This window comes from Roseobacter sp., assembly GCF_039970775.1.
Taxonomy (GTDB): domain Bacteria; phylum Pseudomonadota; class Alphaproteobacteria; order Rhodobacterales; family Rhodobacteraceae; genus Roseobacter.
On the sequence record NZ_JBDVLG010000034.1, the window covers coordinates 53,783 to 80,238 of the forward strand.

Genomic DNA, 26,456 nt, shown 5'->3' on the forward strand with positions numbered 1-26,456 from the left:
TCGGCCCTTTTGGGGGCCGAGTGTTGTCGCCCGGTGCAGGTGTTATTCGCCGTAGGGGACCCAGATGTTTTTGATATCTGTCGCCGCGTCAAGGAAGGCCGTGCCGTGCCCTTGCGGGCCAAACCAATCGCGGGCTTTTCCGTTGTTGATCCACGTGCGTTTGAGGTTTGAGGCGCTGGCGTGTTCGATGAGCTGTGATAGGGTCTGCGCGCCAAAGCACCAGGTGGCGTCTATATCCATGTGGCCTGCCATATGCGCGGCGACATCTGTGTGAGGCCCTGTGAGGATGTTCACGACGCCTGCCGGGATGTCGGAGGTTTCCAGCACTTGGATGAAATCTGTGGCGGCCAGTGGGAACGTTTCAGATGCGCTAAGGATGACACGGTTGCCCATCGCGATGGCGGGGGCCATGCAAGAGATCAGCCCAAGCAGGGGCGCTTCATTTGGGCAGATGGCGCCGATTACGCCGACGGGTTCTTTCATGGCCAATGCGACACCGCGGATTGGCACACCGTGGATTTGACCGTCGAATTTATCGGCCCAGGCGGCGTAGGTGAACAGCCGGTTGATCGCGGCCTCGACCTCTTTTGCGCCGTGTTTGCCGCCTTGTAGGGCATCGAGGCGTTTGGTGAAGTCATCGGCCCGGGCTGCGAGGTTTTCTGCCAGATAATACAGGATTTGTGCGCGCAGGTGTCCGGTCGTTTTTGACCACCCTTTGGCGGCATGGGCGGCGTCGACGGCGTTGCGCAGGTCCTTGCGGCTGGCCAATGACACATGTCCCAGCAGCGCGCCTGATTTGCCCCAAACCAGTGCGGAATAGCCGCTATCGGGTCGGGTTTGTTTGCCGCCGATATAGAGTTTGGCAGTGCGGTCGATTGGGTCCGCTGGCTGGCCCGCGCCGGTGAATGCCGTGAGGGGTTTGAGCGGTTTGGCGGTGGTTTTAGGGCGCGTATAGGCCGCCAGACCTTCCCAGCCACCTTCGCGGCCAAAGCCGCTTTCGCGCACGCCGCCAAAGCCTGCAGCGGCGTCCATCAGGTTGGTGCCGTTGATCCAGACAATGCCGCAGGCCAGTTTGGGCGCGATATCGAGCGCGAGGTTGATGTTCTCGCTCCAGACTGTTGCGGCGAGGCCATAGCGGGTGTTGTTGGCCAACGCCACGGCGTCTTGCGGTGTGCGGAAGGTGGTCGAGACCAGCACGGGGCCAAAGATCTCTTCTTGCATCAACGTGTCGGCGGGGTGCAGGTCGGTGATCAATGTGGGCGGGTAAAACGCGCCTTGTGCGGGCAAGGCCCCTGCGGCGATGTGGGTGTGCCCTGCGGTGTTCGCCGCGACCATATCAGAGATGGTTTGCAACTGCGCGGGGTCGACGATGGCGCCGACGTCGATGCTTTTGTCCATCGGGTCGCCGATGCGCAATTTATCCATACGGGCACGCAGCTTGGCGTAGAACAGGTCGGCGATGGGTTCGTGTACCAAAAGCCGTGATCCGGCGCAGCAGACCTGCCCCTGATTGAACCAGATCGCATCAACCAGCCCCTCCACCGCGCTGTCGAGATCGGCGTCATCGAAGACGATATAGGGGGATTTTCCGCCTAATTCGAGCGTCAGCGCCTTGCCACTGCCTGCGGTGGTTTCGCGGATGCGTCGGCCCACGGCGGTAGACCCGGTGAAGGCGATTTTGTCGACATCGGCCGCTACGATCATTTCGCCCACGGTGCCATCGCCTGTGACTATGTTCACGACCCCTTTGGGCAGACCCGCCTGACGGCAGATATCGGCAAAAAGCAGCGCCGTCAGCGACGTATATTCCGCAGGTTTCAGCACCACGGTGTTGCCCATCGCCAGTGCGGGCGCGATTTTCCATGCCAACATCAACAACGGGAAATTCCACGGGATGATCTGGCCGCACACCCCAAGCGCTGCACGGTCGGGCAGGGTGTCTTCCATCAGCTGGGCCATGCCTGCGTGGTAATAAAAATGCCGTTGCGCCAAGGGCACGTCGATGTCGCGCGCCTCGCGGATGGGTTTGCCATTGTCGAGCGTTTCGAGAACCGCAAACAACCGGCTGTGTTTTTGCAACAACCGCGCCAGCGCGTACAGGTATCGCGCGCGGCCGGGCCCGCCCAGATTTTCCCATGCGGGTTGCGCACGGCGGGCGGCTTTGACGGCGGTGTCTACGTCGGCTTGGGTCGCTTGGGTCAGCGCGGCGAGGGCGGCGCCGGTTGCGGGGTTGTGGCTTTGGAACCCTGCGCCGGGCGCGGTAAAGGCACCGTCGATGAAATGGCCAAACGCGCCATCGTGATCGGCCAGCCACGCCTGCGCTTGGGTGGCGCTTTCGGGGGCGACACCGTAGTCCATCGTCTCGAACACATCTTTGATGGTCATCTGTTCAGCCTTCTTAAAATACGTATTTTCCGCGACAAAAGCGTCAGCTTGTCGGGTGGCGGTAGCCCGCAGAATAGGTGCCCGTCACGTGATGTTCCAGCTGGCGTTCGATGTCGTTTAGCAGTGATGACGCGCCAAAACGGAACAGGTCGGGCTGTAGCCAGCGGTCGCCCAGTTCTTCTTTCATCAACGCCAGATAGGTGATCGCGTCCTTGGCCTTGGATATGCCGCCAGCGGGTTTGTACCCGACCCGAACGCCCGTATGCGCATGATAGGCCCGGATCGCGCGCACCATCACAAGGCTGACGGGTAGGGTCGCATTCACGCTTTCCTTGCCGGTGGAGGTTTTGATGAAATCGGCACCCGCCATCATGCACACCAACGACGCCCGCGCCACGTTGCGCAACGATCCCAATTCGCCGGTCGCCAAGATCGCCTTGACGTGGGCCTCCCCACAGGCCGCGCGAAAGGCGCTCATTTCATCATAAAGTGCCTGCCAGTTGCCGGATAAAACATGGCGGCGCGAAATCACGATGTCGATTTCGGCGGCCCCTGCTTTTACGCTTTCTTCGATCTCGGCGATGCGCAGATGCAGCGGTGACAAACCGGCAGGGAAACCCGTGCTTACTGCCGCCACCGGAATGCCCGACCCATCAAGGGCGCGCAGGGCGGCTGGTATCATGTCGTGGTACACGCAGACGGCGCCGGTGGTGATCGGGCTCATATCCATCGCGTCCAACAGACGTTGCGTGATGGGTTGGCGGGCCTTGGCGCACAAGCGTCGCACGCGGTCTTGGGTGTCATCGCCCGATAGGGTCGTCAGGTCGATGCACGTAACAGCACGCAACAACCACGCGGCCTGATGGTGTTTCTTGACCGACCGCCGCGCAGGCAGCGATGCGGCCCGGCGTTCGATCGCAGATGTATTGGCCTGCACGGCGCGCACCCAATCCATATCCAACGGCATGCCCGGATTGCGGGGTTCCGTCACCTGCGGCAACTGGGCGTGGATTGTTGCGGTTTGGCTCAGCATTGCGATGCTCCTGATCGTGCGGCGTGCAAAATCGCATGGGTGCGGCGGCTTGGCAAGGTACGGCGCGCAACGTCACATTATGTTTGGCGTGTCAGCTGCCGCGATAGGTTGCATAGCCAAAAGGCGATAGCAGCAGCGGCACGTGATAGTGACTGGTCAGGTCCGATATCCCGAACCGGATCGGGATGCTGTCCAGAAACCGCGGTTCTTCGGGTGCTACGCCGCTGGCGGTCAGGTAGGTGCCTGCCTCAAACACCAGCTCGTAGGTGCCTGTGGCGAAGTCATCAGTGCCCAATATTGGGGCATCGGTGCGGCCATCGGCATTTGTCACGGCGCGGGCCAAGAGGCTGCGCGTGTCGCCATCCACACGGTACAGCACGACCGCGATCCCCGCAGCAGGGCAGCCGCGCGCGGTGTCCAGAACATGTGTGGTCAAATATCCTTGCGACATATGTGCCTCCCTTGGCGTGCCTTTTGCGCAACCTGCCCGGCCCAGATACGAATTGCAACGCAGCGCGCACCGGTATTCAATGGCGCGATTGTTTAAGGAGAACAGACGTGAACCGCTACCCGCGTGATTTTACAGGATATGGCGCAACCCCACCGAATGCGCAGTGGCCGGGCGGCGCCCGCATCGCGGTGCAGTTCGTGCTGAATTACGAAGAGGGGGGCGAAAACTGTCTGCTGCATGGCGACGCCGCCTCCGAGGCGTTTTTGTCCGAAATTGTCGGCGCACAGCCGTGGCCGGGGCAACGCCACTGGAACATGGAATCGATCTACGATTACGGCGCGCGCGCGGGGTTCTGGCGGGTGCATCGTTTGTTCACGCAAGCGGGCGTGCCTGTCACGGTTTACGGCGTTGCATCGGCGCTGGCGCGGGCGCCCGAACAGGTGCGCGCGATGCAGGACGCGGGCTGGGAAATCGCCAGCCACGGGTTGAAATGGATCGACTACAAAGATCACACCCCCGATGCCGAAGCCGCCGACATGGCCGAGGCCATCCGCCTGCACCAAGAGGTCACCGGCACCCAGCCCCAAGGCTGGTACACAGGCCGGTGTTCGGTCAACACCGTGGAATTGGCCGCCGAAACGGGGCAGTTTGACTATATATCAGATACTTACGATGATGATCTACCCTATTGGGCCCGGATCAAAGGGCGTGATCAACTGATTATTCCCTATACGCTAGATTGCAACGATATGCGGTTTGCCACGCCGCAGGGGTTCAACTCGGGCGATCAGTTCTTTGCCTATCTGCGCGATACCTTCGATGGGCTTTATGCCGAAGGCGGCGAGGGCGCGGCCAAGATGATGTCGATCGGGCTGCATTGTCGGTTGATTGGCCGACCGGGGCGTATTCAGGCGATCCGGCGGTTTATCGACTATATCCAAGGGTTCGAAGGCGTCTGGTGCCCGCGCCGCATCGATATTGCAGACCATTGGCGCAAAACGCACCCGCCTGTGCCCACGCTGCGCCCATCTGAAATGGACAAGGCCACATTTGTCGGCACATTTGGCGGCGTGTTCGAACATTCCCCGTGGATCGCCGAACGTGCGTTTGATCTGGAACTGGGGCCCGCGCACAATAACGTGGTGGGCGTGCATTCTGCCTTGGCGCGCATGTTTCGCAGCGCGTCTGCGGATGAACGCATGGGCGTGTTACGCGCGCACCCTGATCTGGCGGGCAAATTGGCCGCAGCCAAACGTCTAACCGCCGAAAGCACCCATGAACAAGCCAGCGCTGGGTTGGATGCCCTGACGGACCAAGACCGCGCCACATTCGAGACGCTGAACGCGGCCTATGTGGAAAAGCACGGGTTTCCGTTTATCATTGCCGTCCGCGATCATGACAAGGCCGGGATCCTGCGTGCGTTTGAACACCGGGTGGCGCATGAAACAGAGGTTGAATTCCGCGAGGCATGCAGGCAGGTCGAACGCATCGCTGAAATCAGATTGGAAACGCTGCTATGACCTATGCCTTCCCGCCGGGTGGCCTGCCCGATCAAACGGTGCACCCTGATGGCACTGCGGTGTTCACCGACAGCTATGCGGTGCTGCCTGCGGTGACCCAACGCGACATCGTCACCAGCCTGTTGCCCGATTGGAAAGACACGCGCGCCTGGATCTTGGCCCGCCCAATGAGCGGCTTTGCCGAAACATTTGCGCAATATGCGGTCGAAATTGCGCCGGGCGGTGGGTCGGATGCGCCAGAACCAAACCAAGGCGCGCAAGCGATCTTGTTTGTGGCCGAAGGGTCCGCGACCTTGACCATCGAAGGCAAGGAATACGCGTTGACGGTCGGCAGCTATGCCTATGTGGCTCCCGGTGATTTCTGGACGTTGTGGAATGACGGCGAAGGCCTGTTCAAATGCCACTGGATCCGCAAGGTGTATGAATCCGCCAAAGGGATCGCACGACCCCAAAGCTTTGTGACGTCTGATCGTGATGTACCACCCACACCGATGCCAGATTGCGATGGTGTCTGGGCCACAACGCGGTTTGTGGACCCATCGGATCTACGCCATGACTGCCACGTAAATATCGTTACGTTTCAACCCGGCGGGCGCATTCCCTTTGCTGAAACCCATGTGATGGAACACGGGCTGTATGTGTTGCAAGGCACGGCTGATTATCTGCTCAACACTGATTGGGTCGGTGTGGGCCCCGGTGATTTCATGTGGCTGCGCGCCTTTTGCCCGCAGGCCTGTATCGCCACCGGGGACACGCCGTTTCGCTATTTGTTGTACAAAGACGTGAACCGGCACGTGGCGCTGTGACCCATCAGATCCAATGCGTGCCGTTGACGGCCGAGGCGTTTGCCCCGTTCGGTGATGTGCTGGATTGCGCAGGCGCGCCGGACAAGATGATAAACGCAGGGCTGTGCGGCCGGTATCACGACTGTGCAGCGCTTGATTTTGGGCCAGATGGCCGCGCCGGGATCAGCCTGTTTCACGCCGAAGCGCGCAGCCTGCCTTACCACCTTGGTCTGCTGGAACGTCACCCCGAGGGCAGTCAGGCGTTTATCCCCATGTCGCCTGACCCGTTTTTGGTGACGGTCGCGCGTGATGACGGCGGCAAACCGGGCGTGCCCTGCGCCTTTTTGACGGCGCCCCATCAGGGGATCAACCTGCACCGGGGCGTGTGGCATGGCGTTTTGACACCGCTCGCAGCGCCCGGAATTTTTGCAGTTATTGACCGAATTGGACCAACGCCTAATTTGCAGGAGGTTTTGCTTGATCCCGGTTATCTGGTGCTTCCATAACGCATGAGGCCATCTCAGAATGGCGATGTTATGGGATGGAACACAGACATATGAAACACGCAGCCGCCGATCTTTATAGCGACCCCGATGAGATGCCCCCATTGGCCCAAGCGGTCCCTTTGGGGTTGCAACATGTGTTGGCGATGTTTGCGTCCAACGTGACGCCATCGATTATCGTGGCGGGGGCTGCGGGGCTGGCGTTTGGCGGGCCAGAACAGGTCTACCTGATCCAAATGGCGATGCTGTTTGCCGGTATCGCCACGTTGTTTCAGACCGTGGGCATTGGCCCCGTGGGCGCGCGTTTGCCGATCATGCAGGGCACCAGCTTTGCGTTTGTGGGGGTTTTGGCCGGTGTGGCCGCGACCCAAGGGCTCAACGTGGCGCTTAGCGCATGTATCATCGGCGGCTGCGTGCATTTCGTTTTGGGGGCGTTTATCCGGCATCTGCGGTGGTTGTTTCCGCCGCTGGTCACTGGGTTGGTGATCTTGGCGATCGGGCTTTATCTGATCCCCGTGGCGATCAAATACGCCGCCGGTGGGGCCGCGCCGTTCCAGATGGAGGCGGAAAGTTTTGGGTCGTTGATGCACTGGTTCGTCGCGCTGAGCGTGGTTGTTGTGGCTCTGGTGCTGAAGTTCTTTACCAAAGGCGCGCTGTCCAATTCCGCGATCCTGATTGGTCTGGTTGTAGGGTATCTGTTGGCCTTGATGTTGGGCATGGTCAATTTTTCGGCGATCGCAAATGCCAGCTGGGTCACGGCGATCAAACCACTGCCCTACGGGTTTGAATTTTCGCTAGGCGCCGTGATCGCGGTGACGTTGGTGTCTGTGGTGTCGGCGATCGAAACCGTGGGCGATGCATCTGCCACCACCAAGGCGGGCGCGGGCCGCGAAGCCACCGACGCCGAGATTTCAGGCGCCACCTACGCCGATGGCTTGGGCACGGCCGTGGCCGGTGTGTTTGGCGGGTTGCCCAACACTTCGTTCAGCCAGAACGTCGGCATTGTCGGCATGACCGGCATCATGAGCCGCCACGTCGTGACCATCGGCGCGCTGATCCTGATTGTGTGCGGGTTGGTTCCGAAAATCGGCGCGGTGATTGCATCCATGCCGCTGCCCGTGTTGGGTGGTGGTGTCATTGTTATGTTTGGCATGGTCGCGGCGGCGGGCCTTAACGTGCTTAGTGAAATCAACATGAACCGCCGTAATATGGTGATCATCGCCGTGTCGCTGACGATTGGGTTGGGGTTGAACTTGGTGCCGACGGCTGTTCAATATCTGCCGGGTGTGGTTAAGACATTGGCAACCTCGGCTGTGGCACCAACCGCATTGGTGGCGATTGTTCTGAACCTTGTGTTGCCCGACGAGGTGTAAAGGGCAGCTGACGACAACACCGCGTGCGGCGAATAAGGACATGATCCATGTATGACTTTGCAGCAATGGCCGCCTGGATCGAATTTGCCGTGCGGTGGCTGCATGTCATCACCGGCATCGCGTGGATCGGGTCTTCGTTCTACTTTATCGCGCTGGATCTTGGGTTGCACCGTGATCGCAATTTGGCCAGCGGTGCGGACGGCGAAGAATGGCAGGTGCATGGCGGGGGCTTTTACCACATCCAGAAATATCTGGTGGCCCCTGATAACATGCCCGATGGGCTGATTTGGCACAAATGGCAAAGCTATTGGACCTGGATCAGCGGCTTTGTTCTGCTGTCGCTGGTCTATTATCTGGGCGCTGAATTTTACCTGATCGACCCGGCTGTGGCCGATCTGGCGGTGTGGCAGGCGGTGGGGATTTCACTGGCGTCTCTGGCGTTTGGCTGGGCCGCCTACACCACCCTGTGCCGTGTGTTTGTCGATGCAAACCAAAGCCTGCTGATGGTCGCGTTGTTTGGTGTGCTGGTGGGCATGTCGTATTTCTACACGTCGGTGTTTTCGGGCCGGGCCGCGATGCTGCATCTGGGGGCGTTCACCGCCACCATCATGAGCGCGAATGTGTTTATGGTGATCATCCCCAATCAGAAAATCGTCGTGGCCGATCTGATGGCGGGCCGCACCCCCGATAGCAAATACGGCAAGATCGCCAAGCAACGCAGCACGCATAACAATTATCTGACGTTGCCCGTGATTTTCCTGATGCTGAGCAACCATTACCCGCTGGCCTTTGCCACGCAATACACTTGGTTGATCGCCAGCCTTGTGTTTTTGATGGGAGTCACGATCCGGCATTATTTTAACTCTTTGCATGCCCGCAAAGGCGACCCCCATTGGACATGGGCGGTCACGACGGTGATCTTTATCCTGATCATGTGGCTGTCGACCGCACCGATGTTCCGAAGTGACGACCCCCAAAATGCGCAGGGTGCGGCCCTTCGGTTTGCCCAAGCCGAAGGGTTTGCCGATGTGCAAGATATCGTGCTGGGCCGCTGTTCGATGTGCCACGCCGCAGAGCCCGCGTGGGATGGGTTGCATTGGGCGCCAAAGGGCGTGCGCCTAGAGACCGAACACCAGATCGCTCTGAACGCCCGCGCAATATATCTACAGGCTGGGATCAGTCACGCGATGCCGCCCGCTAATGTGTCGTTTATCGAAACAGACGAACGCGCGCAGATCGTCGCGTGGTATCTTGCGGCGACGCGGCCCTAAATGTGTGGCTCTGAAAGCCGCGCCACGGGGTAAATCGCGGTTTCAGAATCGCGTGTAGCCATGCTACAAATTGGGGCATGGTACATGCAGACCCCAATATAAGCCAAAAACACCCTATTATCCGGCAACTTGATGATGCGGCGATCAACCGTATCGCTGCGGGCGAGGTCGTGGAACGACCCGCGTCAGCAGTCAAAGAGCTGGTGGAAAACGCTTTGGATGCCGGCGCCCGGCGGATCACCGTCGACTATGCCGATGGTGGCAAAACATTGCTGCGTGTGCAGGACGACGGCTGCGGCATGACCGAAGACGATCTGCCATTGGCTTTGGCCCGGCACGCGACCTCGAAAATCGACGGGTCTGACCTGCTCGATATCCACACCTTCGGGTTTCGCGGCGAGGCGTTGCCATCGCTGGGCGCCGTTGGGCGGCTGACCATCGCCAGCCGGGCGCAGGGTGCAGCGGGCGTCGAAATCACGGTGTCGGGGGGCGACACGGGCGCGCTGAAACCGGCGGCGCTAAACCAAGGCACCACCGTGACGCTGCGCGATCTGTTTTATGCCACGCCTGCGCGGTTGAAATTTTTGCGCACGGACCGCGCCGAAAGCCAAGCAATCGCAGATGTCGTCAAACGGTTGGCCATGGCTGAACCGTTTGTGCAATTCGTGCTGCGGGACGTGTCCAATGACGACAAGCCGCGCGAAGTATTCCGCGCAGAGGCCGAACAGGGCGACTTGTTTGGCGCGCTGCACGGGCGGTTGGCGCGCGTTCTGGGGCGCGAATTCGCAGAAAACGCATTGGCGATTGATGCCGAACGCGATGGCCTGCACCTGACGGGCTATGCCGCCTTGCCGACGTATTCGCGGGGGTCTGCCGTCGCGCAGTATCTTTTTGTGAATGGCCGACCTGTGCGTGACAAACTGTTGGTCGGTGCGCTGCGTGGAGCCTATTTTGATTTCCTCAGCCGCGACAGGCACCCGGCGGCGGCGTTGTTCATCGACTGCGACCCAAATTTGGTTGACGTGAACGTGCATCCTGCGAAATCCGAAGTGCGTTTTCGCGATCCAGGTATCGCGCGCGGGTTGATCGTTTCGGCGTTGCGTCATGCTTTGGCGAATGCGGGGCATCGGGCGTCCACCACCGTGGCGGGGGCCACATTGGGCGCGATGACACCTGAACAACCCGCCGCACGGGTGTACCAGATGGACCGAACTGCCAGACCATCGGCATCGCCCAGTTTTGCAGAAACATCCCCGGTTTGGGGCCGAGTAGAGACCGCACCTGAGCCGGTGGTCGAAGAACCACAAGAGGCGCCCGACTATCCGTTGGGGGCGGCCCGCGGGCAGGTGCATGAAAATTACATCATCGCCCAGACGGCAACTGGGATGGTGATTGTTGACCAGCACGCGGCGCATGAGCGTCTGGTGTATGAAAAGCTCAAACGGCAGATGGCGGAAACCGGTGTTGCCCGTCAGGCGCTGCTGATCCCCGAAATCATCGAACTCTCTGACGCCGAATGCGCCACCCTGATGGAGGTCGCCGCGACGCTGGGTGAATTTGGTTTAGGTGTTGAATCATTCGGCGGTGGTGCGATTGCGGTGCGCGAAACCCCTGCGGTGTTGGGCACTGTTGATGCGCGCGCGATGGTGATGGATATCTTGGATGAGCTGTCAGATCAAAACAGCTCTAACCTTGTGCAGGCCAAGGTAGAGGCGATCCTCAGCCGGGTGGCCTGTCACGGGTCTATCCGGTCTGGGCGACGGATGCGCGCCGAAGAAATGAACGCCCTGCTGCGCGACATGGAAGCGACGCCGCATTCCGGCCAATGCAACCATGGCCGCCCAACCTACGTAGAACTAAAGCTCAGCGATATCGAACGTCTGTTTGGCCGCACATGATCCAGGTTGGCGGGCAAACCTATGCGCTGACAGACCCGGTTGTGATGCTGGTTGTTGGCGGCGGCCTTTTTGCCTTTTTGGTTGTGGTGCTGTTGATCATGGCGGTGCGTACAGCGGCGCGCACGGCGGCGCTGACGGCGCCTTTGTCGCGGCAAATGGGGGTGTTGGGGCAACACGTCCAGCAATTGGGAGCGGGGCAGGATCAGCTGCGCGGCGGGTTGCAAATGGTGTCTGATACGCAAGCTACGGCCCAGACCCAGATGATCCAGACGGTCGAGACACGGTTGGCCACGGTGCAACAGCAAATGCAGGACCGGTTGGCCGACAATGCGCTGCGGTCGGCGCGGTCGCTATCTGAGATGCAAGAGCGTATGAAAGAGACGCTGCACGGGTCGTCCAAACAGACCACGACGTCGTTGACGCAACTGCAAGAACGACTGGCCGCAATCGACAAGGCGCAAGACAATATCACCAAACTGTCGGGCGATGTGTTGTCGTTGCAAGACATCCTGAGCAACAAACAAACGCGGGGGGCGTTTGGTGAAATCCAGCTGCGCGATATCGTATCGAAGGCGCTGCCTGCAGATAGTTTTTCGCTGCAACACACGTTGAGCAATGGCAAACGCGCCGACTGTCTGATCCACCTGCCAAACCCGCCCGGCCCGATTGTGATAGACAGTAAATTCCCGCTGGAACCCTACGAGGCTCTGCGTGCGGCGGACACAGAATGGGCGCTCAAAGATGCGGTGGCCAAGATGAAAACCGCCGTGACCAAACACATCAATGACATCTCGGATAAATACATCCTAGAGGGCGAAACCGCAGATGGCGCGTTGATGTTTCTGCCGTCCGAGGCCGTTTATGCGGAGCTACACGCGAATTTCCCGGATTTGGTGCGCAAAGGGTTTGATGCACGGGTCTGGATCGTGTCGCCCACGACCTGCATGGCCACGCTGAACACGATGCGCGCGATCCTAAAGGATGCGCGGATGCGTGAACAGGCCGGGGCGATCCGGTCTGAGTTGTCGAAACTGGTCACAGATGTGGACCGTCTGGGCGCGCGTGTCGGCAACCTAGACCGGCATTTCACCCAAGCCTCTCGTGATATTGACGAGATCAAGATCAGTGCGGAAAAGGCGGGCAAACGTGCCCACCGCCTTGATAATTTCGATTTCGAAGACATCAGCCCCGATGACGTGGCCACTGTTGTGCCTTTGGCGAAAACCGAACGTTAGTCGGCGCAGGCAGCCATGATGCCACGCAGTTCCGCCAACCCGCGCATCCGCCCGATCAACGGATAGCCGGGCATGCTGTCGGCCTCGCGATCATACAGCAATTCTTGGCCATGATCGGGGCGCATGGGGATCTGCCAATCGCTGCGGCCCGCGGCCTGCCTGCTGCGTTCTTCTTGCAGCAATGCGCGGATCGTGGCGACCATATCGGTATCGCCCTCTAGGTGGGGGGCTTCGAAGAAATCGGGGCGATCCGGGTCATCGCTAAGCCGTTTGGTGTTGCGCAAGTGGGCGAAATGGATGCGCGACCCGAGCTGTTTGACGAACCCCGGCGCGTCAAAATCGGGCCGGACGCCCAAGGACCCGGTGCACAGCGTCGCGCCGTTGGCAGGAACATCCACAGCGGCCAGCGTGGCGGCGTAATCTTGTGTTGTGGACATCACGCGCGGCAGCCCCAGCAACCCAAAGGGCGGATCATCAGGGTGGCAGCACAACCGGATGCCCAAGGTTTCTGCCACGGGGGCAACTTCGGACAAGAAATCAACCAGATGGCCGCGCAGTTGGTCGGGTGTGATGTTGTCATAGCTGGCCAGTTGCGCACGCACGTCAGGCAAGGTCCAGGCGTCGTTGGCACCCGGCAGCCCGGCGATAATATTGTTTTGCAAGGTCAGGCAATCCACATCGGTCATCGCGTGGAACCGGTCTTGGGCTGCGGCCTGTTGGGCGGGTGTATAGTCGTCTTCGGCGCCCGCGCGGGCGAGAATATGCAGGTCAAAGACCGTGAAATCGGTCAGGTCGAACAACATCGCCGTGCCGCCGTGGTTTTGTGGGGCGCGCAGCGCTGTGCGGGTCCAATCCAAGATGGGCATAAAGTTATAGCAGACCGTGCTGATGCCACGATGTGCCAGCGCCTTGAGACTGGTTTTATAGGCCTCAATATGGGTGGCGGCATCGGATGACTGGGTCTTGATGGCCTCAGAGACAGGCAGGCTTTCGACCACGTCCCAATCAAACCCGGACTTTGCCAGCATTTCCTGACGTTGGGTGATTTCATCGTCTGTCCAGATGTCTCCGGGGGGGATGTGATGCAGCGCACTTACGATGCCCTGCACGCCGACTTGATGCAAATCGTTCAGGGCGACTGTGTCGTGTGGACCAAACCAACGCCAGCATTGTTTCATGGTTGCCATCCTTCATAAAGCGGGTGATCGCGGGTGATCGGTAGACGCGCCCACGTGCCGCTGCGTGCGGCGTGATAAATCGCCGTGATCAGCGCGATAGAGGCCGCACCATCGTCAAGCGTGACCGCAGCCTCATACGCGCGGGTCATATCTTGTGCAACGGCCATAAGAAACCCGCAAAATCCCACAGGGGCGTCGGACGGCACCGCAAGCACCTGATCAACCTGCGCCTGATCTGCGGGGGTGCGCGCCTGAAACTGCCATTGGCCAGTGCCGGGCGCGTATGGCGACGCCCCAGAGGTCGCGGTGAGCCGTTCAAAGACAAACCGCAGCCGGGTTTCATCGGTTGCCGCCCCCAATGTGATGCTGCTGGTGCACAGCGCGCCGTTGACCATCTGAAAACTGATGGCGGCGCAGTCTTCGGTTTCTATTGGGTTCACGCGGGTTGCGGTGGTCGCGGCCACCTGTGCAACGGGGCCCATGATGTGGGTCATCAAATCGTGGGTGTGGATGGCATGGCCCAACACCGCGCCGCCCTGTTCGCCCGCCCATGTGCCACGCCACGGCACGGCGTAATAGCCGGCCCCGCGCGACCAGTGGGTTTCGACCGTGCCGACCTGTGGCGCGCCGGTCAAACCCGCCGCAGTCAGGCGGCGCAATGCGGCAAAGGCAGGGCCCCAGCGGTATTGAAACACCGGGTAGACACGTCGCCCGACGGCGGTGGCGGCGTGCCGGATCCGGTCAATATCGGCCATGGACGTCGCCAGTGGTTTCTCGCAAATCACGTGTTTGCCCGCCGCCAGCGCGCGCAGGGTAACGGGCACATGCAGATGCGGCGGCAGGCATATATCAATCAGGTCAATCGCGGGGTCGGTCAGCGCGTCGTTGATGTCTGAGAGGGTGGTAAACCCATCCCCCCCGCGTATGGCGTCTGCCCGTGCGCGGTCTTGATCCACCACGGCCGCCACGGTGAAATGATCGGGGAGTGTGCGGTAGGCCGCAAGGTGTTCCGCGCCGATCCCCGCGCCCAAGATCGCCACCCGGATCATATCGTGCGCTCGGCCAAGGCTTGCGCCTGCAAGGCCAGTTCCATCACGGTAAAACAATGATCTTGGCGCATCGCGGTGTCTGTCCGGTGTGTGATGTCATCCGCGAGACGCTGGAAATAGGGCAACCCCGCATCGCGGGCGTCGATCTTTTCACAGCGGTCACCATTGACCAAAATCAGATGGTCGGTACCGTTTGCGCCACCGACATCGACGTATTTGCGCAGCTCAATATACCCGTCGGTGCCCAAGATCGTCAGGCGCCCATCGCCCCACGTGGGCAGCGCATCTGGCGTGTACCAATCCACGCGGATATACCCCGATGCGGTTGCGCTGCGCAGCGAGATCTCTCCGAAATCTTGCAGGCCGGGGTCGTTTGGGTTGGCATGGTTGGCGACCATAGCGTGTGGTATCTGGGCCGTGTCTGACCCGGTAAAATGCAAAAACTGGTCAATCTGGTGCGATGCGATATCCGTCAGGATCCCACCGTATTGGGTGCGGTCGAAAAACCACGCGGGCCGGGTTGCGCGGTTCAGGCGGTGCGGGCCCAGCCCTGCGGTGTGCACGACCTTGCCAATGGCCCCGGCCTGCACCAATTGTGTGGCGCGGGTGACGCAAGGCACCTCGAACCGTTCCGAGAAATTGATCGACCAGATGCGCCCGGTTTTGGCCACGCAGGTCTTGATGTCGTCCAGTTGATCTTGGGTGGTGCACCCCGGTTTGTCTGTCATGACATCCATGCCGTGCTGCATCGCCCGGATCGACAGATCGGCGCGGTCAGCAGGGATCGCGCTGACCAATGCCAGATCTGCGCCACTGTTCAACGCGGCATCAAGGCCGTCAAACTGGGGCAGCTCCGGGAACCGTTTGGTGAACCCATCCAACGTGTCGGGGTGCCCGTCCGTCCAATACCCCAGACATGTCGCACCGGTGTCGCGCATGTGCTGGGTCATGCCGTAGATATGCCGGTGGTCGAGCCCGAGCGCCACAAAAGACACCGTCATATCGCGGCGACTTTGGTGCGGGTGCCGGTTTTGGCGGCGCGTTCCATTGCGTCGATGACCCGCTGCGCCTCAAGCGCACTGGCCCCGGACGCAAGCGGCGTGGCACCAGTAGACAGGCAGGTGACGAAATCTTCGATCACCGTCTGGTGCCAGTCGTGGGTAAAGGCCATGGGGTCGGCCCCACCGCCAGTGTCGGCCTGCGCGCCAAACTGCTGCACACGCCCGTCCAGATGGGTCACGGTCAGCACACCCGATGCCAGATGCGCCCCCGCTTTGGAGCCCTGAATGTCGATGCTTTCTGCGCCGCCGGGAAAGGCCGCCGTGGTGGCCATCAGGCTGCCGCATGCGCCGTTTTCCATCTCAAACAGGGCGCCGGCCCAATCTTCGGCCTCTAGGTGGTGCAGGGGCGTGGTACGCATCAACGCTTGCACGTGGCGGATCGGCCCCAGCAACCACAGCGCCAGATCCAGCGTGTGGATCGCCTGATTGATCATCACACCGCCGCCGTCACGGGCGTAACTGCCGCGTCCGGGCGCATCATAATAGGGCTGATCGCGCCACCACGGCACGCGGACATCCACCGTTGCGATGTCGCCAAATGTGGCGGTCTCTAGCAGCGTTTTGAGGTGCTGCGAGGCGGCGCGGGCGCGGTGTTGCAACACGACCCCCAAGGGCACGCCCGCGGTTTGGCAGGTGGTCACGATGGTTTGGGCGGCGTCCAACGTGCGCTCGACGGGTTTTTCCATCAAAATCGCCACGCCAGCGGCGCTGAGCGTGGCGACGATGTCTTGGCGCGCATCGGGGGGCGTCGCGACAATTGCGAAATCCACATCGGGGATGTCGTGCAGGGATGTGACAACAGGCACCTGATAGCCCAAGGTTTCGCCTGCTTTTGCGGCAAAAGCCGCTGCCTTGTCGGGGTTGCGCCCCATGACGCCCGTCAGTTCGATGCCCATATTTGTATGGGCCAACGCGGCAATATGCGTGTCGGCGACCATGCCAAGGCCGATCAAAATAGTCTTCATATCCCCCCCCCGGTTTGACCCGACGATTGCAGGAAAGCCCGCGGAAGGCCACGCAAAAGATGCATCCGCTGAAATCCATGCTATGACGTGCGCGCAGCAGTATCAGGGGGACGGACGTGCAAGATTTTACAGGGCAGGCAGGGGCGCTTTACGAAGGTATCCGCGACCTGCCGATTGTGTCGCCACACGGGCATTGCGATCCCGCATGGTTTGCCACGGATGCGCCGTTTGCGAACCCGGCCAGCCTGTTGGTGGTGCCCGATCACTACGTGTTTCGCATGCTGTATTCGCAAGGCGTGTCCTTGGCCGATCTGGGGGTTGGGGTGCCCGGGCAGGGGGCCGACCCGCGCGCGGTGTTCCGGCTGTTTGCCGCGCATTGGCATCTGTTTTTGGGGACGCCGTCGCGGTTTTGGATCAGCTATGTGCTGGCCCAAACCTTAGGGATTGATACGCCGCTGTCCGCGCAGACGGCTGATGCGATTTATGAACAGATCGCAGATAAACTGGCGCAACCTGCGTTCCGTCCGCGCGCGCTGTTTGACCAGTTTGGCATAGAGGTTCTGGCCACAACCGATGGCGCACTGGATGATCTGGCGCATCATCAGACCATCGCCGCCAGCGATTGGCCGGGGCGGGTGATACCGACCTTTCGGCCCGATGGTGTGCTCGACCCCAGCGACCCGGAGTTTTTGGTGAACATCACCCATTTGGGGGCGATCACCGGCGAAGATATCGGAACCTTTGACGGGTACCTGACGGCGCTGCGGGCGCGGCGCGCGATGTTCAAGGCCTGTGGGGCGACGGCCACGGATCATGCGATTGAGGTGGTGCATACGCAATGGCTCGATGCGCCGGATGACGTCTTTCAACGGGTGCAACAGGGCACGGCAACGCCTGCGGATGCCGCGGCGTTTTATGGGCATATGCTGATCGAAATGGCGCAGATGTCTGTCGAAGACGGGCTGGTCATGCAGATCCACGGGGGCAGCAGGCGCAACACCAATGCGGCCGTGATGGCGCAATACGGGCGCGACAAAGGCGCGGATATTCCCATTGCCGTCGATTGGGTGCGCGGGCTTGATGCGTTGCTGAACCGGGTGGGGAACACGCCGGGGCTGACGATTATATTGTTCACCTTAGACGAAACCACCTATGCGCGCGAACTGGCCCCGATGGCGGGGCATTGGCCGTGCCTTCGGATCGGGCCGCCTTGGTGGTTTCATGACAGCACGGCAGGGATCGCGCGGTATTTCGATCAGGTGGTCGAAACGGCTGGGTACCATAATTTGGCCGGGTTCAATGACGATACGCGCGCCTTCCTATCTATCCCGGCGCGGCATGATATGTGGCGGCGCGGCGTGGCGTTGCATTTGGAACAACAGGTGACACGCGGCGTGTTTGACATGACCGACGCGCGGGAATTGGCCCCGCTTTTGGCAACAGATTTGGCGCGCGGCGCCTATAAGGTAGCAACATGACACAACGTATTCTTCATATTGGCGTGGGTAATTTCGCGCGGGCGCATCTGGCGGATTACACGCAGGATGCGGGGGGCTGGGCGATCACGGGTGTAAGCCTGCGGTCCGCCACCGTGCGCGATGGGCTGCGCGCGCAGGGGTTTGAATACGGCCTTGCGGTGCAGGGGCAGGGCGTCAAACAGATTACGGTCTTTGACGATGTCTTGGTGGCCCCCGAAGACCCGCAGGCCGTGTTGGACCAGATCGCCGACCCGCAGGTGCATGTTATCTCGGTTACGGTGACGGAAAAGGGGTACCATCTGGGCGCGGACAACCGGCTCGACTTTGACGACCCGTTGATTGTGCAGGATCTGTCGGAAAGTACGCCGCGCAGCGTGATCGCGTTTCTGGCGCGGGGGCTTGCGGCGCGTCGCGGGCCGGTCACTGTGCTGAGCTGTGATAATCGCGCGGCCAATGGGGACGTGCTGCGGGATGCGGTATCGGATTTTGCGGGCCGGGCCGGGGTGCAGATCGACATGGCGCAGGTGTCCTTTCCCAACAGCATGGTGGACCGGATCACCCCAGCGACCACCCAAACCCTGCGCGATGACACGGGCGATGCCATGGCCGTGCCGACCGAACCGTTTCGGGAATGGGTGATCGAGGACCGCTTTGCCGGGCCGCGCCCCGATTGGCCCGGTGTGGTGTTGGCCCAAGACGTGGCCCCCCATGAAATGCGCAAGTTGCGGATGTTGAACGGGGCGCATTCGATGTTGGCCTATGCGGGCACATTGGCGGGGCATTCTTATGTGCATGAGGCCGTGGCTGACCTTGATTTGCGGGCCGCGACACAGGCCTTGATGACCGAAACGGCGCAGACCCTCACCCCCGAGATGCAGGTGATTGCGTCTGACTATGCGGATGCTTTGGTCGCGCGGTTTGATAACCCGCACATCAATCACAGCCTGCGCCAGATCGCGATGGATGGAAGCCAGAAGCTGACGTATCGGATGGTCGATAGCCTGCGGGCCTTGGCGGCAGATGGCCGTGCGGCACCCGCATTGGCAGCCGCCGTACGCGCATGGATCGCGTTTTGCCGCGCTGAGGTCGGTGCGGGGCAGGCGCTCCAAGACCCGGCAGCGGATCAGATTGCCGGTATTCTCACCAGCGGTGGATCAGACGCGGACCTGTTGGCCGTGATCGGCGCGTCTGATCTGGGCGGTGTTATTCTGGAATGATCGCACCGCGATGTTGAACCACGCGGGCTGCGCAATCGTGGCCCGCGCGCAGGGCGTCTGCTTGGGGTTTGCCTTGCAAGATCGCGCCCAGATACCCACCGTTAAAGCTGTCTCCGGCGGCGGTGGTGTCGACGACCTTGGCCGCTGCTGGGTAGGTCTGGTCAACAGTGTCGCCCAGCGACATTGGCCCGATTTCGCCACGCTTAAGCGCGCCCGTGCCGGGGTATCCGGCGACGCGAGATGTGACCTGACCTTCGGTTTCGTCAAACAGCGCCATTTCATCATCGACAGAGGGCAGCGCAATATCGGCGCGCGCCCATAAGGCGGCCGTGATCTGTTGCGCGGTGGTTTGATCTTCCCACAGACGCGGGCGGTAGTTGCTGTCATAGGCGAACCGCACCGGGTTTTGCGCCAGCCAGTCGATCAGCGCCAGACGCACGGTTTGCGGCAGGATCGCCATGGTGATGCCAGACAGATAGATGATGTCATACCCTGCTAGGCTGCTGAAATCCGGGGTGCCGCTGGTCTGGAACAGATCACGCGCGGCGGCGGCACTGCGCCAATAGGTGAACGATCTTTCGCCGTCGGGGGTGGTGGTGATGGCATAAAGGCCGGGCGATTTGCCCGCGATCCGGGTGATCGCCCCACAGCCCAGATTTTGCCCGGCGATGAAGTCGTGCACTTGCTGCGAGAACGGGTCATCGCCCAGACAGGTGACATAGTCGATGTCCAGATCGGGTGCTGCGCGTTTGAGGTAAATGGCGGTGTTGAGTGTATCGCCTGCCACGCCAACATTGGCGGTGTCGCCTTGGGTGGAGAGTTCGATCATGGCTTCGCCGATACAGGCTACGCGGGTCATCGCTGTTCCCTTTTCCAGATAATAAGGCCGGAGACCACAATGATGGCAGCGCCGATGACTGTCCATTGATCCGGCAGATGGTTGAACACAAGATAGCTCAGAACAGAGAGATAAATCATGAATGAATAGGTATACGGCATTAACGTGTTTGCTGTGCCAAAGCGGTGCGCATTCGTCAACAGCTGGTGACCGGCCCAACCAAACAGCCCCAGCCCCACCAGCACGGCCCATTGGGTGATGCTAACGGGCCATTCCCACGCCCAGATCGCCAGCGGCAGCAAGATCGCCGTGCCAAGCGCGCCGAGGTAGAACTGCATCGTTTCGGTGGCCACAACACCGGCCAGCTTGCGCGTCATGATAGAATACAGCGCGAGGCTGACCGCATTAAAAAGCGGCAGCAGCATGGCGATATGGAAGGACGCGCCAAAGGGGCGGATCACCACCAACACGCCCGCAAACCCCAGCATGATGGCAAACCACCGCCACGGCCCCACGCGTTCGCCCAACAGCGGCCCTGACAGGGCGCAGACGATAACGGGGCTGGAAAACATGATGGCCGACGTGACCGTCAGCGGCAGAAAATTCAGCGCGTAAAAATTCGAAAACGTGGCTGTGATCAGCAACAGGGCACGTGTGACGACTTGCCAGACGTGCCCTGTTTGGAACCGGTCGCGGGTGATGCCGTCTTTGGCGATCACGACCAGTGATATCACAAAATGCCCCGCATAGCGCATAAACGCCAGTTGCAGTGCCGGGATCCCCGCGATCACCAGCCATTTTGCGCTGGTGTCGACAAAGGAAAACAGCAGCCACGCGCCCAGCATCAGCGTGATGCCAAAATGAGGGCGATCCTCGACCAGGCCCGCGGTGACAGCCATGTTATTTCTGCATCTTGGCGGCGTAGAAATCGACCATCTGGCTGACCATATCGTCGCCACGGCCTGTTTGAGTGGCTTCTTGCAGGGCCGATAGTGCGCCTTTTGACATAACGCTGTCGACACCGGCGTCTTCGGCCATGCGGGCGTAGTAACCCACGTCTTTGGCCGCGTTCTTGACGGCAAAGGCCAGTTGCGCGGGGTCACCCTTGAGGCCGTAGCCTGCGACGAAATCCATCATGCCGGAATGCAGCGGACCTGCCGACATCACATCATAAAGCTGTTGGCGGTCGATCCCGGTCACATCAGCCATGGCAAAGGCTTCGGCCATGGCGTTGGCGACGGTCATACCAAAGAAATTGTTCATCAGTTTGATCGTATGCCCGGACCCCAACGCACCCAGATGAAAGACGTTTTCGCCCAGATCCTTGAGCACGGGTTCGACCTTGTCGAAGGCGGGTTTGTCGCCGGCGGTCATGATGTTGAGCAACCCGTCTTTGGCGTGGGCCGGGGTGCGGCCCAAAGGCGCGTCCAGATAGGTGCCGCCCGCGGCTGCGACCTCGTCACCCAAGGTGCGTGTGCTGCCCGGCAAGGACGTGCCAAAATCAATCACCACCGCGCCAGATTTCAACCCTGCGATCACGCCATCGGCGCCGCGCATGCGGCCTTCGACGCTGTCACTGGTGTCCATGCACAGCATGGTGATATCGCTGGCGGCTGCAACGTCACGGGCGGTTGCAACCTCGGTTGCGCCGCGTGCGACGGCCGCATCAATGCGCGGGCGCGACCGGTTGGCGGTGATGGTCACGGCATAGCCTTTGTCGATCAGCCGGTCGACCATCGCCGACCCCATAAGCCCAAGACCGATAAATCCAATTGTTGGTTGCGTCATGTGATGTCCTTTTTTGATCTCATGAGAAAGATGCGGCGCAGTCCGCTGCGCGCTGTTTTGTTACCGTCAGCTGGTTTTCGATCTGACGGGCAATGTCAAGCGTAGGTTTGACATCAACCACACCAATCAGGGGCGCGGCGCCATCGACGGGGCGGGGCACATCGGCCATGTCGGCAAGCCGGGGCACATCGGGCGCCAGCGACAGATTCGTGTCCGCCAACCCAACCAGCGCGCACCCCGGATGCGCCGCAACGGCCCACAGGTGGCGGATGCCGATCAGCCCCCTACCAACCACAAGGATGCGTTTCACATCACGGCCCCAATTTGCCACGGGACGAATTCATAATCCCCCAGACCTTGGGCTTCGGATTTGCTTTGGGCGCCGCTGGCGACGCGTAGGAACATCTCGTAGATCTCGCGGCCTTTGTCTTCGACGCTGGTGCCTTCGGTCAGGATGGTGCCTGCGTTGATGTCCATGTCTTCGTCCATGAGGGTGGCCATCGCGGTGTTGGTGGCCACCTTGATCGTCGGGCTGGGCTTGGACCCAAAGGCCGATCCGCGCCCGGTGGTGAAACACACCAACGTGCAGCCCCCCGCGATTTGGCCAGTGACGCTGGCGGGGTCATAGCCGGGGCTGTCCATGAATGTGAACCCGCGTGCGGTGACGGCTTCGGCGTATTTATAGACCCCCATCAACGGCGATGTGCCGCCCTTGGCCGCCGCCCCTAATGATTTTTCGAGGATAGTCGTCAGCCCGCCTGCCTTGTTGCCGGGGCTGGGGTTGTTGTCCATCGACCCCCGGTTGCGGGCGGTGTAGTCTTCCCACCACGTGATCAACCCGATCAGCTTGTCGCCGGTGGCCTGATCTACCGCGCGGCGGGTCAGCAGGTGTTCGGCACCGTAAATCTCGGGCGTTTCGGCCAAAACGCCGGTGCCTCCTTGGGCGGTCAGCAGATCGCAGGCATAGCCCAATGCGGGGTTCGCGGTGATCCCCGACCACGCATCTGATCCGCCACATTGCAGGGCCACCTTTAGCGCAGAGGCTGGGCATGGCACACGTGTGGCTTGGTTGGCGATGGGCAGCATGGCGTTGATTTTCTCGATGCCCTTTTCGACCGTGCGGCGTAGCCCCGCGACGGATTGGATGTTCATCACCTGAAACGTGGGGCCCTGTTTGAGCCCATAAGCTTCGAGCAACCAGTCGATCTGGTTCATCTCGCAGCCCAAACCCACCATCAGCACGCCCGCATGATTTGGGTGGCGCGCATAGCCCCACATGACCCGTTGCAGCGCCTCGAACCCGTCGCCATCGCCCGCCATGCCGCAGCCCGTACCATGCACAAAGGCCACCACGCCGTCGACATTGGGGTACTCCGCCAGAACCTCGGGGGTGAAATGGGCCGCAATCCGGTTGGCGGCTGTGGCCGAGCAATTCACCGATGTGACGATGGCAATGTAGTTGCGCGTGCCCACCTGACCATCCGTCCGGCGGTAGCCCATAAAGGTATCGCGTTGGTCCTCAGTCACGGGTGTGACGTGCCGCAGGTCGGTGGAAAATTCGTAATCGGCGTCAGTGTTGCGAAATTCTACGTTGTGGGTGTGCACATGGCTGCCTGCGGCGATGTCTTGGGCGGCATACCCGATGATTTGCGCATATTTGCGGATCGCCGTGCCGGTGGCGATATCCTGCGTGGCGATCTTGTGACCCGACGGGATCAAGCCGGTGGTCTGCGTTGCGTCAACCGCCACGCCCGCCTCAAGGGCGCGGGTGGCGGTGACCACATTGTCAGATGGATCAAGGCGGACCGTGTCCATGGCGAGCTCCTTAAGGCAAGAGGATCGAGACAATCGGCGGCCAGATCAGCAGCACCGACAAGGCGCACAGTTGGATCCCGATAAAGGGGAGGAACCCTTTGAAGATATCCGTCAGGCTGATGTGGGGCGGTGCGACCGATTTGAGGTAAAACGCGGCAGGGCCAAAGGGCGGCGACAAAAAGCTGACCTGCATGTTCATACAAAACACCACCCCGAACCAAATCGCCACGTGGCGGGGGTTGAGTTCGCCGAACATGCCGATCTCTTCGATGGGCAGGCGTTGCACGATGGGCAGGAATACCGGGATGATCAACAGCACGATGCCGACCCAATCCATGAACGCGCCCATGAACAGCAAGATCAACATCATCATCAGGATGATCCCCATAGTCGGCAGATCAGACCCCACGATGAAATCCGCCACATATGTCGGACCGCCCGCAATTGTGTAGGCCCCAGCAAGGGCTGTGGCCCCGATGGTGACCCAGATGATTGTGCCGGTGGATTTCAACGTGCGCATGAGGCTGTCCCACACCAGCGCGAACGACGCCTCGCCGCGGCACATCGCGATGATCAAGACGGCCAATGCGCCCATGCCTGCGGCTTCGGTGATGCCGGTGATGCCGCCATATATAGACCCCATGACCACGCCAATAACGACGATGGGGGCAACCAGACCTTTGCCAAGGCTCCAACCCAGGGCGGTGCGCGCGCGGCCCAAAACGCCGAACATCATCACAAAGGCAAAGACGACCATGCCGCCAAACCACGGCAACCAATCGGCGGTGCCATAGGCGTAGGCCTCGCCGGTGTTGCCCGCGTTTTGGCCGCTGATCTCAAAAAACAACGCGCGTACAAACAGTGCCGTGGCAAAACCCGCCAGCAACACACACAGGAATGCCGCAAAGAGCTTCGCCTTTTCAAACCCGTAGGGTTCGCCCTCGACGGGGTCTGGCAGGGGGGCATCTTGAGGGCGCAGTTGCGTGCGCACGATTATGTAGATGACGATAAAGCTGGCCAGCATGAACCCCGGCAGGAAGGACGCGGTAAACAGCGCCTTGATCGAGGTTTCTGTGATCAGCCCGTAGATGATCAAAACAATCGATGGTGGGATCATCGTGCCAAGGCTGCCTGAGGCACAGATCGTCCCAATGGCGAGGTTTTGGTTGTACCCCAGCCGCAGCATTTGGGGCAACGCAATGAGCCCCAGCAGAACAACCTCGCCGCCAATGATACCCGACATGGCGGCCATGATCACCGCCATGATCGACGTCACAATTGCAATGCCGCCGCGCGTCCGGTTGAGCCAAACGTTGAGCGAGGAATACATATCTTTGGCCACGCCAGAACGTTCCAGCAACGCCGCCATAAAGATAAACAGCGGGATCGATATGAGCACGTAATCCGTCAGCAACCCGTATATGCGCTGCGCGAGAATATTGAGCGGCCCCGATCCGGGCCTGCCGGTCAATATGCCGTCACCGAAGGTCCACGGGGCATAGAGCAACGTGGGTTCGAATTTCATCACCAGCACCAAGACCGCAAGGATCGCCGAGGCAAACCCCAGCGGCATCCCGATGGCCAGCAGCAGCAACAGGCCCAACATCAGGACCAGAGAAATCGTACCGATATCCATCAGTGTGTTCCGTTTTTATGGGGGGTGGCCGCCGCGGGCACATCCACGTCGGCACCAACAGCGGCGCGCAGTTTGTTCAGCTCGTCTTGGTCGATGTCATCTGCGGCGGTGTGCAGAACGGGTTCGGCGTTCCAGTCAGAAATCAGGTTCACGATGGCCTGAAACGCCACCAGCGTCACAACGACCAACACCATCGGTTTCAGCGTCGCGGGGATGGGTGGGTCAAACACCGTGCCAAAAGTTTCCCAGCGGTAGAATTTGTCAAAGGCTTCGCCGTAGCCCCCGTAGATCAGGAAAAAGGCGAAGGTCACGATGAGCGTCGTTGAGATGACATCGCAGGTGCGTTGCAAACCGCGCGGCAGCAGATCGTAGATCAGGAAAATGCGAATGTGGCTGCGTTGTTGCATCGCGTAAAGCCCTGCGCATAGAAACACAAACCCCGCCAACCACAGCGATAATTCGTTGGCCCATAGGGTCGGGGCCTCGAATATGTAGCGCAAGATCACCTCGTAGATCATAACGCTGCACAGCAAGACCACCAGCATCATGGTGACCCGCCCGATGAACACCGCCAGCCTGTCAATGGCGCGCCAGCTCTCGAATTCCATTGCGGCGCGGCGCACGGTGCGCATGCCCACATATGCCAGCACAGGGATCAGGATCAGCGCCAGCCAATCGACCGCATCGGCGTAACCGCCAAAAAGACCGGTCATGTTTGGCGTCACGTCGGCGCGTGCAAACAGCGCCGATAGTTTGTCGTATTGCGACGGGTCTTGGGGCTGGGCCAGCGTCAGGGTAAAGGCTGGCATGTGCCACGTGACCCAACCGGCACAGAAAATAAAGGCGAGCGGCACGAGCCATTCGACAAGGCTTCCGGATTTTTCCTGCATGTTCCTCCCCCCGAGGATCGTTTGGGTTTGCCCCCGGTGTCAGAGACAAAAAAGACCCCGCCTTGGTGCAGGCGGGGCCATGTGTCA

General features: G+C 60.6%; 23 protein-coding genes. 9 read left to right on the forward strand and 14 right to left on the reverse strand.

The annotated features are described in order from the left end of the window. Nucleotides 1–42: 42 nt before the first annotated feature. From ABJH13_RS08210 to uraH, 3 genes are all read right to left on the reverse strand, one after another. Nucleotides 43–2,385: an aldehyde dehydrogenase family protein gene (locus ABJH13_RS08210; RefSeq protein ID WP_348405737.1), complete on the reverse strand. Its 2,343-nt coding sequence runs from the start codon at nt 2,383–2,385 to the stop codon at nt 43–45. A 43-nt stretch (nt 2,386–2,428) separates the two neighbouring features. Further along, nucleotides 2,429–3,418, reverse strand: a complete 990-nt coding sequence (deoC, locus tag ABJH13_RS08215) for a deoxyribose-phosphate aldolase (protein ID WP_348405738.1) — start codon at nt 3,416–3,418, stop codon at nt 2,429–2,431. Nucleotides 3,419–3,509: 91 nt separating this feature from the next. Beyond that, nucleotides 3,510–3,869, reverse strand: coding sequence for a hydroxyisourate hydrolase (uraH, locus tag ABJH13_RS08220; protein ID WP_348405739.1), 360 nt, complete (start codon nt 3,867–3,869; stop codon nt 3,510–3,512). A gap of 107 nt (nt 3,870–3,976) precedes the next feature. Here uraH and puuE point away from each other — a divergent pair, with 107 nt between their 5' ends. The 7 genes from puuE to rmuC all read left to right on the forward strand — a co-directional run bounded on the left by puuE (nt 3,977) and on the right by rmuC (nt 12,454). Then, on the forward strand, nt 3,977–5,389 hold the full coding sequence (gene puuE / locus ABJH13_RS08225) for an allantoinase PuuE (RefSeq protein ID WP_348405740.1): 1,413 nt from the start codon (nt 3,977–3,979) through the stop codon (nt 5,387–5,389). Beyond that, nucleotides 5,386–6,195 (forward strand): bifunctional allantoicase/(S)-ureidoglycine aminohydrolase, encoded by an 810-nt coding sequence (locus ABJH13_RS08230; protein WP_348405741.1) that lies wholly within the window; start codon nt 5,386–5,388, stop codon nt 6,193–6,195. The genes puuE and ABJH13_RS08230 overlap by 4 nt, the downstream gene beginning before the upstream one ends. After that, nucleotides 6,192–6,680, forward strand: coding sequence for an ureidoglycolate lyase (locus ABJH13_RS08235; protein ID WP_348405742.1), 489 nt, complete (start codon nt 6,192–6,194; stop codon nt 6,678–6,680). The genes ABJH13_RS08230 and ABJH13_RS08235 overlap by 4 nt, the downstream gene beginning before the upstream one ends. Before the next feature lie 50 nt (nt 6,681–6,730). Then, complete coding sequence (locus ABJH13_RS08240; protein ID WP_348405743.1) at nt 6,731–8,050, forward strand: nucleobase:cation symporter-2 family protein; 1,320 nt, start codon at nt 6,731–6,733, stop codon at nt 8,048–8,050. 47 nt (nt 8,051–8,097) lie between these two features. Next, a complete protein-coding gene (locus tag ABJH13_RS08245) occupies nt 8,098–9,321 on the forward strand; it encodes a urate hydroxylase PuuD (RefSeq protein ID WP_348405744.1) in 1,224 nt (407 codons plus the stop codon). A 77-nt stretch (nt 9,322–9,398) separates the two neighbouring features. Next, the gene (gene mutL / locus ABJH13_RS08250) at nt 9,399–11,219 is read left to right on the forward strand and encodes a DNA mismatch repair endonuclease MutL (protein ID WP_348405745.1); all 1,821 of its coding nucleotides are present in this window, start codon (nt 9,399–9,401) and stop codon (nt 11,217–11,219) included. Then, nucleotides 11,216–12,454 (forward strand): DNA recombination protein RmuC, encoded by a 1,239-nt coding sequence (gene rmuC / locus ABJH13_RS08255; RefSeq protein ID WP_348405746.1) that lies wholly within the window; start codon nt 11,216–11,218, stop codon nt 12,452–12,454. Before mutL ends, rmuC begins: the two co-directional genes overlap by 4 nt. Here rmuC and uxuA read toward each other — a convergent pair. Genes uxuA through ABJH13_RS08275 form a run of 4 tightly spaced genes read right to left on the reverse strand, consistent with a single transcriptional unit; the run spans nt 12,451 to nt 16,707 of the window. Then, a complete protein-coding gene (gene uxuA / locus ABJH13_RS08260) occupies nt 12,451–13,632 on the reverse strand; it encodes a mannonate dehydratase (RefSeq protein ID WP_348405747.1) in 1,182 nt (393 codons plus the stop codon). The two genes, rmuC and uxuA, sit on opposite strands and share 4 nt — an antisense overlap. Next, nucleotides 13,629–14,681, reverse strand: a complete 1,053-nt coding sequence (locus ABJH13_RS08265) for a Gfo/Idh/MocA family oxidoreductase (RefSeq protein ID WP_348405748.1) — start codon at nt 14,679–14,681, stop codon at nt 13,629–13,631. The genes uxuA and ABJH13_RS08265 overlap by 4 nt, the downstream gene beginning before the upstream one ends. Next, nucleotides 14,678–15,682, reverse strand: coding sequence for a Gfo/Idh/MocA family oxidoreductase (locus ABJH13_RS08270; protein ID WP_348405749.1), 1,005 nt, complete (start codon nt 15,680–15,682; stop codon nt 14,678–14,680). The genes ABJH13_RS08265 and ABJH13_RS08270 overlap by 4 nt, the downstream gene beginning before the upstream one ends. Beyond that, complete coding sequence (locus ABJH13_RS08275) at nt 15,679–16,707, reverse strand: Gfo/Idh/MocA family oxidoreductase (RefSeq protein WP_348405750.1); 1,029 nt, start codon at nt 16,705–16,707, stop codon at nt 15,679–15,681. The genes ABJH13_RS08270 and ABJH13_RS08275 overlap by 4 nt, the downstream gene beginning before the upstream one ends. Nucleotides 16,708–16,823: 116 nt before the next feature. Between ABJH13_RS08275 and uxaC the strand changes: the two genes are divergently transcribed. After that, a complete protein-coding gene (gene uxaC, locus ABJH13_RS08280; RefSeq protein WP_348405751.1) occupies nt 16,824–18,185 on the forward strand; it encodes a glucuronate isomerase in 1,362 nt (453 codons plus the stop codon). Beyond that, nucleotides 18,182–19,402, forward strand: a complete 1,221-nt coding sequence (locus tag ABJH13_RS08285; RefSeq protein WP_348405752.1) for a mannitol dehydrogenase family protein — start codon at nt 18,182–18,184, stop codon at nt 19,400–19,402. The genes uxaC and ABJH13_RS08285 overlap by 4 nt, the downstream gene beginning before the upstream one ends. Here ABJH13_RS08285 and ABJH13_RS08290 read toward each other — a convergent pair. Genes ABJH13_RS08290 through ABJH13_RS08320 form a run of 7 tightly spaced genes read right to left on the reverse strand, consistent with a single transcriptional unit; the run spans nt 19,389 to nt 26,369 of the window. Continuing rightward, a complete protein-coding gene (locus tag ABJH13_RS08290; RefSeq protein WP_348405753.1) occupies nt 19,389–20,261 on the reverse strand; it encodes a sugar kinase in 873 nt (290 codons plus the stop codon). The genes ABJH13_RS08285 and ABJH13_RS08290 overlap by 14 nt on opposite strands. After that, a complete protein-coding gene (locus ABJH13_RS08295) occupies nt 20,258–21,139 on the reverse strand; it encodes a DMT family transporter (protein WP_348405754.1) in 882 nt (293 codons plus the stop codon). The genes ABJH13_RS08290 and ABJH13_RS08295 overlap by 4 nt, the downstream gene beginning before the upstream one ends. A gap of 1 nt (nt 21,140) precedes the next feature. Beyond that, nucleotides 21,141–22,028 (reverse strand): NAD(P)-dependent oxidoreductase, encoded by an 888-nt coding sequence (locus ABJH13_RS08300; RefSeq protein ID WP_348405755.1) that lies wholly within the window; start codon nt 22,026–22,028, stop codon nt 21,141–21,143. 19 nt (nt 22,029–22,047) lie between these two features. Beyond that, nucleotides 22,048–22,338 carry a hypothetical protein gene (locus ABJH13_RS08305; protein ID WP_348405756.1) on the reverse strand — a complete coding sequence of 97 codons (291 nt, stop codon included), beginning with the start codon at nt 22,336–22,338 and terminating at the stop codon, nt 22,048–22,050. Then, nucleotides 22,335–23,843, reverse strand: a complete 1,509-nt coding sequence (locus tag ABJH13_RS08310; protein ID WP_348405757.1) for an altronate dehydratase family protein — start codon at nt 23,841–23,843, stop codon at nt 22,335–22,337. The genes ABJH13_RS08305 and ABJH13_RS08310 overlap by 4 nt, the downstream gene beginning before the upstream one ends. Nucleotides 23,844–23,853: 10 nt before the next feature. Continuing rightward, nucleotides 23,854–25,479, reverse strand: a complete 1,626-nt coding sequence (locus ABJH13_RS08315; RefSeq protein ID WP_348405758.1) for a TRAP transporter large permease subunit — start codon at nt 25,477–25,479, stop codon at nt 23,854–23,856. Further along, the gene (locus ABJH13_RS08320; RefSeq protein WP_348405759.1) at nt 25,479–26,369 is read right to left on the reverse strand and encodes a TRAP transporter small permease subunit; all 891 of its coding nucleotides are present in this window, start codon (nt 26,367–26,369) and stop codon (nt 25,479–25,481) included. Before ABJH13_RS08320 ends, ABJH13_RS08315 begins: the two co-directional genes overlap by 1 nt. Nucleotides 26,370–26,456 lie beyond the last annotated feature (87 nt).

Coding starts and splice junctions, on each gene's coding strand:
- ABJH13_RS08210 (WP_348405737.1), bottom strand. CDS start 2,385: ATGACCATCAAAGATGTGTTCGAGACGATGGACTACGGTGTCGCCCCC.
- deoC (WP_348405738.1), bottom strand. CDS start 3,418: ATGCTGAGCCAAACCGCAACAATCCACGCCCAGTTGCCGCAGGTGACG.
- uraH (WP_348405739.1), bottom strand. CDS start 3,869: ATGTCGCAAGGATATTTGACCACACATGTTCTGGACACCGCGCGCGGC.
- ABJH13_RS08230 (WP_348405741.1), top strand. CDS start 5,386: ATGACCTATGCCTTCCCGCCGGGTGGCCTGCCCGATCAAACGGTGCAC.
- ABJH13_RS08240 (WP_348405743.1), top strand. CDS start 6,731: ATGAAACACGCAGCCGCCGATCTTTATAGCGACCCCGATGAGATGCCC.
- ABJH13_RS08245 (WP_348405744.1), top strand. CDS start 8,098: ATGTATGACTTTGCAGCAATGGCCGCCTGGATCGAATTTGCCGTGCGG.
- mutL (WP_348405745.1), top strand. CDS start 9,399: ATGGTACATGCAGACCCCAATATAAGCCAAAAACACCCTATTATCCGG.
- rmuC (WP_348405746.1), top strand. CDS start 11,216: ATGATCCAGGTTGGCGGGCAAACCTATGCGCTGACAGACCCGGTTGTG.
- uxuA (WP_348405747.1), bottom strand. CDS start 13,632: ATGAAACAATGCTGGCGTTGGTTTGGTCCACACGACACAGTCGCCCTG.
- ABJH13_RS08265 (WP_348405748.1), bottom strand. CDS start 14,681: ATGATCCGGGTGGCGATCTTGGGCGCGGGGATCGGCGCGGAACACCTT.
- ABJH13_RS08270 (WP_348405749.1), bottom strand. CDS start 15,682: ATGACGGTGTCTTTTGTGGCGCTCGGGCTCGACCACCGGCATATCTAC.
- ABJH13_RS08275 (WP_348405750.1), bottom strand. CDS start 16,707: ATGAAGACTATTTTGATCGGCCTTGGCATGGTCGCCGACACGCATATT.
- ABJH13_RS08285 (WP_348405752.1), top strand. CDS start 18,182: ATGACACAACGTATTCTTCATATTGGCGTGGGTAATTTCGCGCGGGCG.
- ABJH13_RS08290 (WP_348405753.1), bottom strand. CDS start 20,261: ATGACCCGCGTAGCCTGTATCGGCGAAGCCATGATCGAACTCTCCACC.
- ABJH13_RS08295 (WP_348405754.1), bottom strand. CDS start 21,139: ATGGCTGTCACCGCGGGCCTGGTCGAGGATCGCCCTCATTTTGGCATC.
- ABJH13_RS08300 (WP_348405755.1), bottom strand. CDS start 22,028: ATGACGCAACCAACAATTGGATTTATCGGTCTTGGGCTTATGGGGTCG.
- ABJH13_RS08310 (WP_348405757.1), bottom strand. CDS start 23,843: ATGGACACGGTCCGCCTTGATCCATCTGACAATGTGGTCACCGCCACC.
- ABJH13_RS08315 (WP_348405758.1), bottom strand. CDS start 25,479: ATGGATATCGGTACGATTTCTCTGGTCCTGATGTTGGGCCTGTTGCTG.
- ABJH13_RS08320 (WP_348405759.1), bottom strand. CDS start 26,369: ATGCAGGAAAAATCCGGAAGCCTTGTCGAATGGCTCGTGCCGCTCGCC.